Raw genomic sequence first — 12,555 nt, forward strand, 5'->3', positions numbered from 1 at the left:
GATACCTGAGCCGACATGGCTTGCCACCCGCCGGAGAACCACCATGCCCCGCAAAGCCCGCCAAGACTCCCTCGCCGATGGCGATGCCGCGCCCGGAGGGGTGGCCGCCGTCGACCGCGCGTTGACCTTGCTCGCCGCCTTCCAGTCCGGCGACACCGCCCTGTCGCTGACCGAGCTGTCGGCTCGCACGCAGCTGTACAAGAGCACCGCGCTGCGGCTGATCGCCTCGCTGGAGCACGGCCGCCTGCTGCAGAAACTGGATGACGGGCGCTATGCGCTGAGCAGCGAGATCGCGCGGCTGCACGGCATCTATGCCGCCTCCTTCACGCTGGACCGCACGGTCATGCCGGTGCTGCGCAGCCTGGTGGCGCAAACCGGGGAGAGCGCGGCCTACCACGTGCGCCAGGGCGATGCGCGCCTGTGCCTGTACCGGGTCGACTCGCCGCACCCGGTGCGCGACCACATCAGGGCCGGCGACATCCTGCCCCCCGACAAGGGCACGGGCGCACGGGTGCTGATCGCGTTCGACCCGACGCGCAGCCAGTCGGCCAGCGCCGCCGATCGCAAGCGCTACGCCCAGATCCGCGAGCAGGGCTACTGCATGGCGGTCGGCGACCGGCTGGCCGAGCTGGCGGGCATCTCCGCGCCCGTGTTCCATGCCAACGGCCAGCTGGCCGCGGCCCTGACCCTGACCATGCCCGTGCACCGCTATCACGAAGGCTTCATCCGGCTGGTGGTGCAGGCCGCGCGCACGCTCTCGAGCCGCATGGCCTGACCGGTCCAGCCGCGGCACCCCGGGCTTCCGCGAAATTGCTGGGTACAATGAAAACGAACACAGTTCTATTCTATAGAACATAGGCAGCCGCATCCATCGCCACGGGGTGCGGCCCTCGCACCTGATGGAGACCGACATGGAAGCAGGCTGGAACCGGTTCTTGACCGAGCGCGATCGACAACACCTCCAGAGCTGGGGCAAGGCCTCGGCCGACCCGTTGGGGCGCAAGCCCGTGCTGGTGGTGATCGACGTGTACTACGCGTCCGTGGGGCACGAGCGGCTGCCCCTGCTGGAGTCGGTGCAGCAATGGCCCATGAGCTGCGGACTGGAAGGCTGGGCCGCCATCGACCGCATGGTTCCCCTGATTGCCGCGGCGCGCGCGCAGGGCGTGCCGGTGGTCTATGTGCGCAACAACGCGCGCTTTCCCAGCGACCCGCTGCGCGTGGCCGAGCGCGGCGCCCGCCCGCGCACCCCCAGCCCCAGCCTGCCGCCCGAGGTGCGCGCCCGCGCCAACGAGATCGTGGCCGAGGTCGCCCCGCGCGAAGGTGAACTGGTCATCGAGAAGGCCGCCCCCAGCGCCTTTGCCGGCACCCCCCTGGCGCATTACCTGCGCCTGTGCGACGCCGACACTGTGCTGGTGTGCGGAGAAACCACCAGCGGCTGCGTGCGTGCGTCGGTGGTGGACGCCCAGACCGAGCGCTACCGCGTCGGCGTGGTGGGCGACTGCTGCTACGACCGCACCGAGGCCTCGCACTGGATCAACCTGTTCGACATGCACCAGAAGTACGCGGAAGTCATCGACTGCAATGCCGCCGTCGCCTACCTCGAAGGCCTGCGCGCGCCCGCCGCGGCCACTGCCGCCTGACCCATCCTCCATCCACCTTTTTGCAAGGAGCCTTCGCGTTGATTAAGAGAAGAAACTGGATCCGTGGCGCCGCCACGCTGGGCATGGCGGCCGCCATCATCCCGACCGCCGGCTGGGCGCAGGGGCGCACCGCGCGGATCGTCGTGCCCTACCCGCCCGGCGGTGGCGTCGATGCCGCGGCCCGCACGGTCAGCGATGCCATCTCGGAGGCCCTGGGCATGCCGGTGATCGTCGAGAACCGCCCCGGTGCCGGCGGCAACATCGCCATGGAACAGGTGGCCCGCGCGCCCGCCGACGGCACCACTTTCATCATGACGGCCGCCGGACCGGGTGCGATCAACGTGTCGCTCTACCCGGCGCTCAAGTTCGATCCCGAGAAGGATTTCGAGCCGGTCGTGCGCGTGGCGTCGACGGTGTTCATCGTTTGCGTGCCGGCAGCGTCGCCGGCGCAGACGCTGCAGCAGCTGCTGGCACAGGCCAAGGCCCGGCCCGGCACGCTCTCCTTCGCCAGCGTGGGCACCGGCGCCACCTCGCACCTGGCCGTCGAGCTGCTCAAGGCCCAGGCCGGCGTGAACATGGTGCACATCCCGTACAAGGGCACCGGCCCCGCCATGACCGACCTGATCGGCGGCCATGTCTCGATGATGTTCGTCGATGCGATCGCCGGCGCCCCGCACCTGAAGTCCGGCAAGCTGCGCGGCCTGGCGGTGACCAGCGAACGGCGCCTGCCAGAACTGCCCGAACTGCCCACCGTGAGCGAGGCCGGCGTTCCCGGCTTTGCCGCCGTGGGCTGGAGCGGGTTGCTGGCGCCGCGCGGCACGCCCGAGGCCATCGTGCGCCGCGTCAACGAGGCCGTGGCCAGGATCCTGCCGCGGCCCGAGGTGGCCGCCAAGCTGGGCGGCAATGGTTCGGAATTCGGCAAGAACACGCCGGCCGAGTTCGCCGCGTTCCTGCGCGCCGACATTGCACGGTGGAAGAAAGCCATCGAGGTGTCCGGCACCAAGCTCGACTGAGCCGGCTGCCAACGCGCCACGCCGACCGTGTGGCGCGCCACCGCCAAGGTCCCGGCACGCCGCCGGGTTGCCGGGTTGATCGGCCCGGCCTGGTGCCCTCTCGCGCCGGAGACGAAAACGGCCGCTCGCGGCGGCCGTTCCCTGCTGCGCCCGAAAGCGTCAGAGCACCGCGTCCTTCAGCTTCTTGAGCGGACGCACCTTGAGCTTCACCGTGGCGGGCTTGGCCTTGAAGACCGTCTCTTCCTTGGTGAAGGGGTTGATGCCCTTGCGGGCTTTGCGGGCCGGCACGGCCACTGCGGTCACCTTCAGCAGGCCGGGCAGCACGAACGCACCGGCGCCCTTCTTGTTGATGGACGCCGCCATCGTGCCTTCCAGGGCTGCCAGGACGGCCTTGACCGCCTTGGGCTCGACGCCCGAGGCCTCGGCCAGGTGGCTCACCAGGCCCGTCTTGTTCAACGTTTCCTTGATCGGCTTCATCGTGCCGGCTGCCGGCTTCGCGGCGGCCTTGGGCGCCTTCGCAGCAGCCTTCGGTGCCTTCGCGGCAGCCTTGGGCGCCTTCGCAGCAGCCTTGGGCGCCTTCGCGCTGGTGGTCTTGGCCTTCTTGGGGGCGGCCGGCTTGGCCTTCTTTGCGGTTGCCATGTACATCCGTGTTGTTGATGCCTCGGACATCCGAGGTACGCGCGATTCTAGGCAAGCGCCAGCCCCTGCGGCAGCTGCAATGGCGGCCCGTGCAGCCGCTGCGCTCAACCGGCCGTTCGCCAGCGCGACGGCACGGCGCTCGGTTGCGGGCCGCGCCTGCAACCGAGCACGCAGCGCCGCTGCTGCCGCGGCTTAGACTTGGCCAGTGAGTCAAGACAACGAGAGCGGAGGGGAGGCCTCTGCGCGCAGGCCCGCGGTGCCCGACGGGCTGCCGGTTCCGGATCGCTACTGGGCCATGGCGGCGAGCCTGCTGGGCATCGCGGTTTCCGTGGTCGACGGCAGCATCGTCAACCTCGCACTGCCCGACATCACGCGCGACCTGGGCGCGTCCGCCTCGGCGTCGGTCTGGGTCGTGACGGCCTACCAGCTCGCCACCCTGGGCCTGTTGCTGCCCTTCGCGAGTCTCGGCGAGCGGCTCGGCTACCGCCGCGTCTATCTGTGCGGCCTGGGGCTGTTCACGATCGCCTCCCTCGGCTGCGTCACTGCGGTGAACCTCCCGATGCTGGCGGCGGCACGGGCCGTCCAGGGGATCGGTGCGGCCGGCATGATGGCCGTCAACGCGGCACTGGTGCGGCTGATCTATCCGGCCGACAGGCTCGGGCGCGGCATCGCCCTCAATTCCGTGGTGGTGGCGACATCGTCCGTCGCCGGTCCCACCATCGCTGCGGCCGTGCTGTCGGTCGCGTCCTGGCAGTGGCTGTTCGCGGTCAACCTCCCGCTGTGCCTGACGGTACTCTGGCTGGCCCGGCGATCCCTGCCGCACAGTCCCCGGCACGCGGCGGGCCCGCTGCGGCTGGCCGACGCGGGCCTCAACATCCTGATGTTCTCGCTGCTGTTCCTGGGCGCCGACGCGGTGGGGGCGCGCAGTGGAGCGGAACACGCCGCGCCCGCCTCGGTCGGGATTGCGCTGCTCGCAGCCGGCATCGGTGTCGGCGTCTTCTATGTGCGCCGGCAGCTGGACCAGCCTCGCCCGCTGTTTCCCGTGGACTTGCTGCGCATCCGGGTGTTCGCGCTGTCGATGTGCACCTCGGTCACAGCCTTCGCGGCGCAGACCCTGGCCTTCGTGGCCTTGCCGTTCCTGCTGCTCGAAGCCCAGGGGCGCAGCCACCTCCAGGCCGGCCTGGTGATCACGGCCTGGCCGCTGGCCACCGTCTGCCTGGCGCCGCTGGCCGGGCGCCTGATCGCACGCTATCCGGGCGGGTTGCTGGGCGGCGTCGGGCTCGGCTTGATGTCGCTGGGGCTGGCCGCCCTGGCCACCCTGCCCGCGCAGGCTTCGGCCCTGGACATGGCCTGGCGATTGGTGCTCTGCGGCGCGGGATTCGGGCTCTTCCAGTCACCCAACAACCACACCATCATCACCAGCGCCCCGCTCGCGCGAGCCGGCGCCGCCAGCGGCATGCTGGGCTCCGCCCGCCTGACCGGCCAGTCGACCGGCGCGGTGATGGTGGGGGTGATCTTCGGCCTGGTGGGCGTTCACGATGGGCGTGGGCCCTTCATCGCGCTCGCGGCCGCGGCCGTGTTGGCGGGAGTCGCGGCCCTGTTCAGCGCGCTGCGCCTGCGTGGCGCGCGCCCCTTGTGATGGGGTGAACGGCACCGGCAAGACCGGGGATCGGCCGCAGTACCCAGCCCCGGCGACACACGGCGGAGGGAGCCGGGCATGCCGGCCATGTCCCGGAAGTGAAGCAGAGTGGCTGGCCTGGGTGCTAGTGTTCGTGCATGACCACGGAACGCATCACCCTCTACTCGGGACCTCTGAGCATGTTCGGCGCGAAAGTGCAGATTGCCGCGCTCGAGAAAGGCATCGAGTTCGACCTGGTGATGGTGCCATTCGATTTCCACGCGCTCTACGCGCCGAAACACCCGCAAGTGCTGCGGATCAACCCGAAGGGCCAGGTTCCGGTGCTGGTGCATGGCGACCTCGAACTGTTCGATTCGACCCAGATCTTCGAGTACTTCGAGGACATGCAGCCGTCGCCCCCACTGTGGCCGCGCGACGCGCGCGATCGAGCCCGCGCACGGCTGCTGGAACTGCAGTCGGACGAGGTGTACTTCCCGCATGTGGTGCGCCTCATGGGCCTGCAGGACCACCTGCAGGAGCCGCCTGCGCAAGCCGCCATCGTTGCCGCCCGTGCCTTCCACGAGTCGCTGGAAGCGCAGCTCGCCGATGGCCGCGCGTGGCTGTCGGGGGAATTCACCTATGCCGACATTGCGTTCTACATGGCTGCGCTTTTCGGCGAACGCCAGGGCGCGACACTGACCGAAGCCACCCCGCGCCTCAGGACGTGGCGCGATCGCATGTCGGACCGTGAGCCGGTCCGCCAGGTCGCGGGAGCCATGGCGGCCTGGCTGCTGGCAGCCGGGCGGCCCTTGCCGCCATTCATGAAGGAACTGCTGGGCTGAGGCTGCGGCCGCCTGGACCCCGCCCGGCTCCCGCCGACCCCCACGAAATCCGCGCACCAGGCCGGCCGCGAGCGCAGGATTCCACCTGAGCGCCCTGCGGCGCGGAGCGGACGGACGGGCGCCCGCACGGCGGCCGGGCACGCTGCTATCGTGCCCTCATGCTCGACCTCCTCGCCCTCGCCCGCCTGCACGTCGGCCCGGTCGGGCTGCGGATCCAGGCCGGCGAATGCATCGGCATCCAGGGCCGCTCGGGGTCGGGCAAGTCGATCCTCTTGCGCATGATCGCGGACCTGGATCCGCACGCCGGCGATTGCGCGCTGGACGGCGCGCACTGCTCGGCCATGCCGGCGCCGGCGTGGCGGCGGCAGGTCACCTACGTCGCCGCGGATTCGGGCTGGTGGTCGGCCGACGTGGCGGCGCACTTCCCGGCGCCGGCGCAGACGCGCCCGCTGCTGGGGCGCGTGGGCCTGCCGGACGACGCGCTCGACTGGCCGGTGGCGCGCCTGTCCACCGGCGAGAGCCAGCGGCTGGCGCTCTTGCGCGCGATCACGCCGGACAACCGCGTGCTGCTGCTGGATGAGCCGACCTCGGGGCTGGACCCGGAAAGCCGCGACGGCATCGAGTCCCTGCTGCGCGAACAGCTGGCGGCAGGCACCGGCATCGTGCTGGTCACGCACGACCCCGGGCTCGCGGCGCGCCTGGGCCATCGGCGCTTCGCCATGGACGACGGCCGCCTGCGCGAAGTCCCGCCGTGAACGAGCCGACCCTTGGTTACTGGGCCCTGGCCGCGGCCTCGCTGCTGGTCGTGGCCAACGCCGCGCTGTCGCTCTGGCTGGGGCTGGGCATGGGGCGCGCGCTGCTGGTCGCCGGCGCGCGCACCGCGGTGCAACTGGTGTTCGTCGGGCTGGTGCTCAGGACCGTGTTCGAACTGGGCTCGCCCTGGCTGGTGGCCGGTGTCGCCGTGGCCATGCTGACCAGTGCGGCCTGGGAGACCCGCTCGCGGCAGAAGCGCCGCTTTGCCGGCCACTGGGGCTTCTCGCTCGGCGCCGGCACGATCTCGGTGGCGACGCTGCCGGTGACGGCCTTGTCCATCGTGCTGCTGCGGCCCGACCCGTGGTTCGATCCGCGCTTTTCCATCCCCCTGCTCGGCATCGTGCTCGGCAGCGCCATGAGCGGCATCAGCGTGACGCTGAACGCCTTCAACACCGCGGCGCTGCGCGAGCGGCGCGGCATCGAGGCGCGGCTGGCGCTGGGCGCGACCCGGCAGCAGGCCCTGGCCGGCGTGCGCACCGACGCGCTGCGCAGCGGCCTGATCCCGCTCATCAACCAGATGTCGGCGGCCGGCATCATCACCCTGCCGGGCATGATGACCGGGCAGATCCTGGCCGGCATGTCGCCGTTCGAAGCCGCCAAGTACCAGATCTTCGTGCTGTTCCTGCTGGCCGGCGCCACCGGCTTCGGCGCCGCTGCGGCGGTGATGGCCGCCAGCTGGCGCGTCACCGACGCGCGGCACCGCTTGCGGCTGGACCGCATCAACGAGGCGGCCTGAAGGCGCAGCTCGACCGCGCGCACCGAAACAGCCGTCCCGGATGGGGCACAGCGCGCCTACCATGCAGCCAGGGCCTCGGTCGTCAGCGCCGGCTGAGCCCGGCCCCATCGCACGGAGGGTCGTGCCATGAACGAGCAGTCCGCACCCGTCAACTGGCAGCAGGGTGATGCCTATGAACGCTACATCGGCCGCTGGAGCCGGCAGGTGGCGCCGCTGTTCCTGGCCTGGCTGGACATCCCGCCGGGCCGGCGCTGGCTGGACGTGGGCTGCGGCACCGGCGCCCTGTCGGCGGCAATCCTCGAGCGCTGTGCGCCTGCCGGCGTGACCGGCGTGGAGCCTTCCGACGGCTTTCGTGCGCTCGCCATCGAGCAACTCGGACCCCGCGCCCGCGTGCTGCCGGGCAGCGCCGAGGCACTGCCGCTGGGCGACGCCTCGTGCGACGTGGCGGTCTCCGGCCTGGTCCTGAACTTCGTGCCCGACGTGGCCGCTGCGCTGGCGCAGATGCGGCGAGTCGTCGCGCCGGGCGGAACCATTGCCGCCTATGTCTGGGACTACGCGGACCGCATGGAGGTGATCCGGCTGTTCTGGGAAGAGGCGGTCTCCCTCGACGCCGAGGCCGCGCGGCTGCACGAAGGCGCGCGCTTCCCGCTTTGCCATCCGCACGCGCTGAAGGCGGCGTTCGAGCAGGCCGGGCTGGCTGGCGTCGAGGTCGTGCCCCTCGATGGGGTCGCTGCCTTCGCCAGTTTCGACGACTACTGGCAGCCCTTCCTCGGCGGCCAGGGTCCCGCGCCGACCTACGCCAGCGGCCTGCCGGAATCGCAGCGCATCACGCTGAGGAACGCCCTGCAGGAACGGCTGGCGGCGGGTGGCGACGGTTCGATCCGGCTGAATGCGCGCGCGTGGGCGGTGCGGGGCGCCTCGCCGGGGATCGCGTGATAAGCCGAGCGCACGCGAGCAGCGCAGCGTGGATCCCTTGCTTTGCGGGCCCGGCCGAAATTGGAATCTGACTCCAACTACTTCGGAACTCAGGCGATGGCCCTGGCCATGTAGCAGGCGCCCGGGCCGTAGGTCTGCAGCGCCGGTTGCGATTCGGCCGGAAGTTCCAGCCGGGGTTCGTAGCCGAACGAGCGCCAGAACGCCTGCGAGTCCTGCACGGAGACGAGGCAGGAGTGGGCCAGGCCCGCGTGCCTGGCCTGCTGCAGCGCCTGCTCGACCAGCAAGCGGCCAGCGCCCCGGCCCTTGGCTCGCGGCGACACGGCCAGATCGTGCAGGTACAGGCTGTCGGCCCGCTCGCTCCGCCGGAAGTCGCCGCCCAGCGCCGTTACCCGGCCCAGGCGGGATTCGTAAGCAACCAGGTAGGCGCAGGCGCCTTGGGTGTCGTGCGCCACCCAGGCCGTGTGCGGGAAGGCGCGCAGTCGCGCCAGCACCGTCTCCCGCGTCTCGTTCATTGCCGGTCCATAGCACTCGGCCTGGATGGCCAGCACGGCGCCCAGGTCGGCCTCGGTCATGGCTCGCGTCGAAATCATGGCGGGCAACTGTACGCAATGCGGGGCGGAGGGCCGGCGGCCAAGCCGCACTCCTCCGACTTCGGGGAGGCGACTGGAAATTGGAATCTGACCCCAATTACCGGCGCGCGGCCCTGGCGAAGCCGGCCCAGAGCAGCAGCCACACGACGGTGCGGAAGGTCATGGCGGCGATGCTCTCGCGGGCCACGGTGCCGGGGCCGGCGAGGAACAGGGCAGCGACGGCCCCGAGCACCAGCAGGTTGAGCAGGGCGATCGCCGCGGCACCGGTTCGCCCGCGCCGGGCATCGAGCCAGCCGAGCACGCCGGTGAGCAGGTACGCCGCCCCCATCGCGGTATTGAACACCAGCAGCGGGCGGTACACGACGTAGCCCGGGTCGGCGCCGAGCAGCACGCGGCCGCCGGCGAACACGGTGGCGACGCCGAACACCGCGGCCGCGACCGCCAGCGCGCGCTGCAGGACGTTCACGGAGGTGGCGCGCGGCATCTTGCCACCGGCGCGCCGCGTTGCAGGCCAGCCGCCTTGGCGGCGCCGGGGTTGCTCAGGCCACCTGCGCCGGCGCGCCCCCGTCCACGACCCCGCGGGCGATCCGGCTGAATGCGCGCGCGTGGGCGGTGCGGGGCGCCGCTGCCTAGATGATGTGGCCAGCCTGCAAGTCGTCCATCTGTCCCGGCGACAGGTCCAGGACCGATGCCAGCACCTCGCGCGTGTGCTGTCCGAGTAGCGGCGGCGCGCTGTCCTGGCGCACCGGCGTGCCGCCGAGCTTCATCGGACTGGCCACCAGCCGCAGCCGCCGGGCATGCGGATGCGGCCACTCGGTCACCATGCCCCGTGCCAGCACCTGCTCGTCCGCGAACACTTCGGAGAGGTCGTTGATGGCCCCGCAAGGCACCTTGAGGCTTTCCAGCAGCGCGAGCCACTCGGTCTTGCGCCGCGTCCGGAACACCTCCTCGAGCAGCGGCACCAGGACCTCCCGGTGGGTGACGCGCGCGCGATTGGTGGCGAAGCGCTCGTCCGATGCCAGTTGCGGACAACCTGCCGCTTCGCAGAGGCGGCCGAACTGGGCGTCGTTGCCGACCGCCAGGATGATGAAGTCGCGCTCGCCGTCGGCGCGCGGCGCCACCTCGATCACCTGGTAGGGGACGATGTTCAGGTGGGCGTTGCCGGCCCGGCGCGGCGCCTTGCCGCTGACCAGATAGCCGGATCCGAGGTTGGCGAGCATCGCCACCTGCGTGTCCAGCAAGGCCATGTCCACCTGCTGGCCCTCGCCGGTGCGCTCGGCATGGCGCAACGCCGCCAGGATGGCCACGGTCGCATACAGGCCGGTGAAGAGGTCGGCGACGGCGACGCCGACCTTCTGCGGGCCACCGCCGAGATCGTCGCGCTCGCCCGTCACGCTCATGAGCCCGCCCATGCCCTGCACCACGTAGTCGTAGCCGGCCCGGTCGCGGTACGGCCCGGTCTGGCCGAAGCCGGTGATGCTGCAGTAGACCAGTGCGGGGTTGATCCGCTTCAGGGACTCGTAATCCAGGCCGTAGCGCGCCAGGTCGCCGACCTTGAAGTTCTCCACGAACACCTGCGAGCGCGCCGCCAGCGCGCGGACGATCTCCTGCCCCTGCGGGGTCGAGATGTCGCAGGTGACGGAGCGCTTGTTGCGGTTGGCGCCGAGGAAATAGGCGGATTCGCGCGTTTCGCCGCCCTCGTCGTCGCGCAGGAAGGGCGGGCCCCAGGCCCGGGTGTCGTCGCCCGTGCCGGGCCGCTCGATCTTGATGACCTCGGCGCCGAGATCGGCCAGGTTCTGGGTGCACCAGGGGCCGGCGAGGACCCGCGACAGGTCCAGCACCCGGATGCCGTCGAGTGATGCCGCCATCGCCGGCGTCAGGCCAGCTGCTCGGCGCGCGGCAGCTCGAACCGCACGGCGTCCAGCCGCTGGTGGAGTTCGGCTTCCTCGGCAGGCGAAAGGTCCACCAGCGGCGGCCTGACCGTCAGCCAGTCGCGGCGGCCCGACTTCCAGGCGATCGCCGCCTTCATGGCCGGGATCATCGGGAATTTGGCGAACGCGGCGCGCGTCGCGTCCAGCCGGTCCTGCTGCTGCTGTGCATCGGGCGCCTGCCAGGACTTGTAGAGGTCCAGGATGGGGCCGGGGTTCACGTTGCCGGTGGCCGTGATGCAGCCGGCTCCACCCGCCTCCATCGTGGCCAGCAGGTAGGTCTCGCTGCCGGCGAACACCTGGAACCCGCGCGGGCCGAACGCCTCGATCATGCTGCGCGTGTTGTTCCAGTCGCCGGAGCTGTCCTTCATGCCGGCCACGCAGCCCGGGTAGCGGTCCAGCAGCCGCGCCACCAGGCCGTGCGTGATCGGCACCTGCGAAACGGGCGGGATGTGGTACAGGTACAGCCGCAGGCGCTCGTCGGCGACCGCTTCGATCACGGTCGAGAACGCCCGGTACAGGCCCTCCTCCGAGACGTTCTTGTAGAAGAACGGCGGCAGCATCAGCACGCCGGCGCAGCCCGCCGCTACGGCGGCCCGGGTCAGCTCGATGGTCTCGGGCAGTGCGCAGCAGCCGGTCCCCGGCATCATGCGCGAAGCCGGCAGGCCCGCTTCGAGCAGCGCATCCAGCAGCCGGCGCTTCTCGGCCAGCGCCAGCGAGTTGGCTTCGGAGTTGGTGCCGAACACGGCCAGCCCGACCTCCTGCTCCAGCAGCCAGCGGCAATGCCGGATCAGCCGGTCGGGATCCGGGCTGTAGTCGGCGTTGAAAGGGGTGAGGACCGGCGAGAGCACGCCACTCAGGTCTTGCTTGGAAGTCGTCATTTCGGTGAAGGCCACGGGCCATCCGGCGCACCGGACGGCTGGGGGGATGGAAGTTCGCCCGCCTGCGCGGCGGCCGAGGATCGGAGCCTGGAAAGCAGGAGCAGGCGCCGCACCAGATCGCCGCGCGACGCGCGCGGCGATGCGTCGGTAGACGGCAGGAGGCGGTCGGCGGCGCGGCGTTGCGTCGCGCCGCCGCCAATCGGTGCGCCGGTCATGGCTGGCGGCCAGCGGCCCGTTCCACCAGGTCCGCCAGCGTCGCCGCGCTTTCGACCCGGGCGAAGTAGCGCGCCAGGTTGGCCAGGCTCTGCTCGTGGAACTCCGGCCGCCAGGCGCAGCAGCCATCCGACGCGACGAAGACCCGGTAGCCCAGCTCCGCCGCGTTGCGGGCGGTGCTCTCGACGCAGGCGTCGGTGTAGACCCCGGTCACCACGACCGAGCGGATGCCCCGCTGCTGCAGGTGCTCGTGCAGCTGGGTGGACACGAAGCTGTCCATCGAGGTCTTGCTCAGAACGATGTCGCCCGGCTCCGGGCTCAGCTCGGCGATGACGTCGCTGGACGGATCCGCGCGCGAGGTCAGCACCGAGGAGCCGGTCGCCTTGCGGCGCTGCTCGCTGCGGTAGCGGATGGTGGAGGTGCGGATGTCCGAGCCGTCGCCCACGACCGAGCCGAACAGCATGAACACCATGTCCTGTCCGGCGCCGCGGAAGGCCTGGCGCAGCCGGGTGATCGCCGGCACCACCTCGTTGCGGACCCGGCCGACCAGGTAGTCGGTGTAGCCGGGCGAGCTGCTCTCCATCGACCTGACCAGCCCGACGCCGGGCGAGACGCCGACCGGCTGCATGTCGATCACGATCAGCGCGGCCGGCAGCTCCAGCTCGAAATCGAAGGCGGGGAAAACGGCGGCACTCATGGCGGTCTC

14 protein-coding genes are annotated in these 12,555 nt (G+C 71.2%); 8 read left to right on the top strand and 6 right to left on the bottom strand.

Annotated elements, in window-relative coordinates:
• Window positions 1–43: 43 nt before the first annotated feature.
• The 3 genes from PE066_RS06325 to PE066_RS06335 all read left to right on the top strand — a co-directional run bounded on the left by PE066_RS06325 (window position 44) and on the right by PE066_RS06335 (window position 2,653).
• Window positions 44–775 carry an IclR family transcriptional regulator gene (locus tag PE066_RS06325; protein WP_271235709.1) on the top strand — a complete coding sequence of 244 codons (732 nt, stop codon included), beginning with the start codon at window positions 44–46 and terminating at the stop codon, window positions 773–775.
• Window positions 776–911: 136 nt separating this feature from the next.
• Window positions 912–1,640 carry an isochorismatase family protein gene (locus PE066_RS06330; RefSeq protein ID WP_271235710.1) on the top strand — a complete coding sequence of 243 codons (729 nt, stop codon included), beginning with the start codon at window positions 912–914 and terminating at the stop codon, window positions 1,638–1,640.
• 38 nt (window positions 1,641–1,678) lie between these two features.
• Window positions 1,679–2,653, top strand: a complete 975-nt coding sequence (locus tag PE066_RS06335) for a Bug family tripartite tricarboxylate transporter substrate binding protein (RefSeq protein ID WP_271235711.1) — start codon at window positions 1,679–1,681, stop codon at window positions 2,651–2,653.
• Between the two features lie 159 nt (window positions 2,654–2,812).
• On the opposite strand, the gene PE066_RS06340 is transcribed toward PE066_RS06335, so the two are convergent.
• Window positions 2,813–3,292 (bottom strand): HU family DNA-binding protein, encoded by a 480-nt coding sequence (locus PE066_RS06340; protein WP_271235712.1) that lies wholly within the window; start codon window positions 3,290–3,292, stop codon window positions 2,813–2,815.
• A gap of 295 nt (window positions 3,293–3,587) precedes the next feature.
• Between PE066_RS06340 and PE066_RS06345 the strand changes: the two genes are divergently transcribed.
• From PE066_RS06345 to PE066_RS06365, 5 genes are all read left to right on the top strand, one after another.
• Entirely contained in the window at window positions 3,588–4,931 is a 1,344-nt protein-coding gene (locus PE066_RS06345; RefSeq protein WP_271236516.1) for an MFS transporter, read from the top strand.
• A gap of 137 nt (window positions 4,932–5,068) precedes the next feature.
• On the top strand, window positions 5,069–5,752 hold the full coding sequence (locus PE066_RS06350; RefSeq protein WP_271235713.1) for a glutathione S-transferase family protein: 684 nt from the start codon (window positions 5,069–5,071) through the stop codon (window positions 5,750–5,752).
• Window positions 5,753–5,910: 158 nt separating this feature from the next.
• Window positions 5,911–6,507, top strand: a complete 597-nt coding sequence (locus PE066_RS06355) for an ABC transporter ATP-binding protein (RefSeq protein WP_271235714.1) — start codon at window positions 5,911–5,913, stop codon at window positions 6,505–6,507.
• A complete protein-coding gene (locus PE066_RS06360) occupies window positions 6,504–7,301 on the top strand; it encodes an ABC transporter permease (protein ID WP_271235715.1) in 798 nt (265 codons plus the stop codon). Before PE066_RS06355 ends, PE066_RS06360 begins: the two co-directional genes overlap by 4 nt.
• A gap of 126 nt (window positions 7,302–7,427) precedes the next feature.
• Complete coding sequence (locus PE066_RS06365) at window positions 7,428–8,237, top strand: class I SAM-dependent methyltransferase (protein WP_271235716.1); 810 nt, start codon at window positions 7,428–7,430, stop codon at window positions 8,235–8,237.
• 89 nt (window positions 8,238–8,326) lie between these two features.
• Here the strand turns inward: PE066_RS06365 and PE066_RS06370 are convergent, their stop codons facing one another.
• From PE066_RS06370 to PE066_RS06390, 5 genes are all read right to left on the bottom strand, one after another.
• Window positions 8,327–8,827, bottom strand: a complete 501-nt coding sequence (locus tag PE066_RS06370) for a GNAT family N-acetyltransferase (protein ID WP_271235717.1) — start codon at window positions 8,825–8,827, stop codon at window positions 8,327–8,329.
• A 97-nt stretch (window positions 8,828–8,924) separates the two neighbouring features.
• Complete coding sequence (locus PE066_RS06375) at window positions 8,925–9,311, bottom strand: hypothetical protein (RefSeq protein WP_271235718.1); 387 nt, start codon at window positions 9,309–9,311, stop codon at window positions 8,925–8,927.
• Window positions 9,312–9,456: 145 nt separating this feature from the next.
• Window positions 9,457–10,695, bottom strand: coding sequence for a CaiB/BaiF CoA transferase family protein (locus PE066_RS06380; RefSeq protein WP_271235719.1), 1,239 nt, complete (start codon window positions 10,693–10,695; stop codon window positions 9,457–9,459).
• Between the two features lie 8 nt (window positions 10,696–10,703).
• Window positions 10,704–11,636 carry a dihydrodipicolinate synthase family protein gene (locus tag PE066_RS06385; RefSeq protein WP_271236517.1) on the bottom strand — a complete coding sequence of 311 codons (933 nt, stop codon included), beginning with the start codon at window positions 11,634–11,636 and terminating at the stop codon, window positions 10,704–10,706.
• Window positions 11,637–11,847: 211 nt separating this feature from the next.
• Window positions 11,848–12,546 (bottom strand): cysteine hydrolase family protein, encoded by a 699-nt coding sequence (locus PE066_RS06390; RefSeq protein ID WP_271235720.1) that lies wholly within the window; start codon window positions 12,544–12,546, stop codon window positions 11,848–11,850.
• Between the last annotated feature and the right edge of the window lie 9 nt (window positions 12,547–12,555).

This window comes from Ramlibacter tataouinensis, assembly GCF_027941915.1.
Classification (GTDB): Bacteria; Pseudomonadota; Gammaproteobacteria; order Burkholderiales; family Burkholderiaceae_C; genus Ramlibacter; species Ramlibacter tataouinensis_C.

Coding starts and splice junctions, on each gene's coding strand:
- PE066_RS06325 (WP_271235709.1), top strand. CDS start 44: ATGCCCCGCAAAGCCCGCCAAGACTCCCTCGCCGATGGCGATGCCGCG.
- PE066_RS06330 (WP_271235710.1), top strand. CDS start 912: ATGGAAGCAGGCTGGAACCGGTTCTTGACCGAGCGCGATCGACAACAC.
- PE066_RS06340 (WP_271235712.1), bottom strand. CDS start 3,292: ATGGCAACCGCAAAGAAGGCCAAGCCGGCCGCCCCCAAGAAGGCCAAG.
- PE066_RS06345 (WP_271236516.1), top strand. CDS start 3,588: ATGGCGGCGAGCCTGCTGGGCATCGCGGTTTCCGTGGTCGACGGCAGC.
- PE066_RS06350 (WP_271235713.1), top strand. CDS start 5,069: ATGACCACGGAACGCATCACCCTCTACTCGGGACCTCTGAGCATGTTC.
- PE066_RS06355 (WP_271235714.1), top strand. CDS start 5,911: ATGCTCGACCTCCTCGCCCTCGCCCGCCTGCACGTCGGCCCGGTCGGG.
- PE066_RS06365 (WP_271235716.1), top strand. CDS start 7,428: ATGAACGAGCAGTCCGCACCCGTCAACTGGCAGCAGGGTGATGCCTAT.
- PE066_RS06370 (WP_271235717.1), bottom strand. CDS start 8,827: ATGATTTCGACGCGAGCCATGACCGAGGCCGACCTGGGCGCCGTGCTG.
- PE066_RS06375 (WP_271235718.1), bottom strand. CDS start 9,311: ATGCCGCGCGCCACCTCCGTGAACGTCCTGCAGCGCGCGCTGGCGGTC.
- PE066_RS06380 (WP_271235719.1), bottom strand. CDS start 10,695: ATGGCGGCATCACTCGACGGCATCCGGGTGCTGGACCTGTCGCGGGTC.
- PE066_RS06385 (WP_271236517.1), bottom strand. CDS start 11,636: ATGACGACTTCCAAGCAAGACCTGAGTGGCGTGCTCTCGCCGGTCCTC.
- PE066_RS06390 (WP_271235720.1), bottom strand. CDS start 12,546: ATGAGTGCCGCCGTTTTCCCCGCCTTCGATTTCGAGCTGGAGCTGCCG.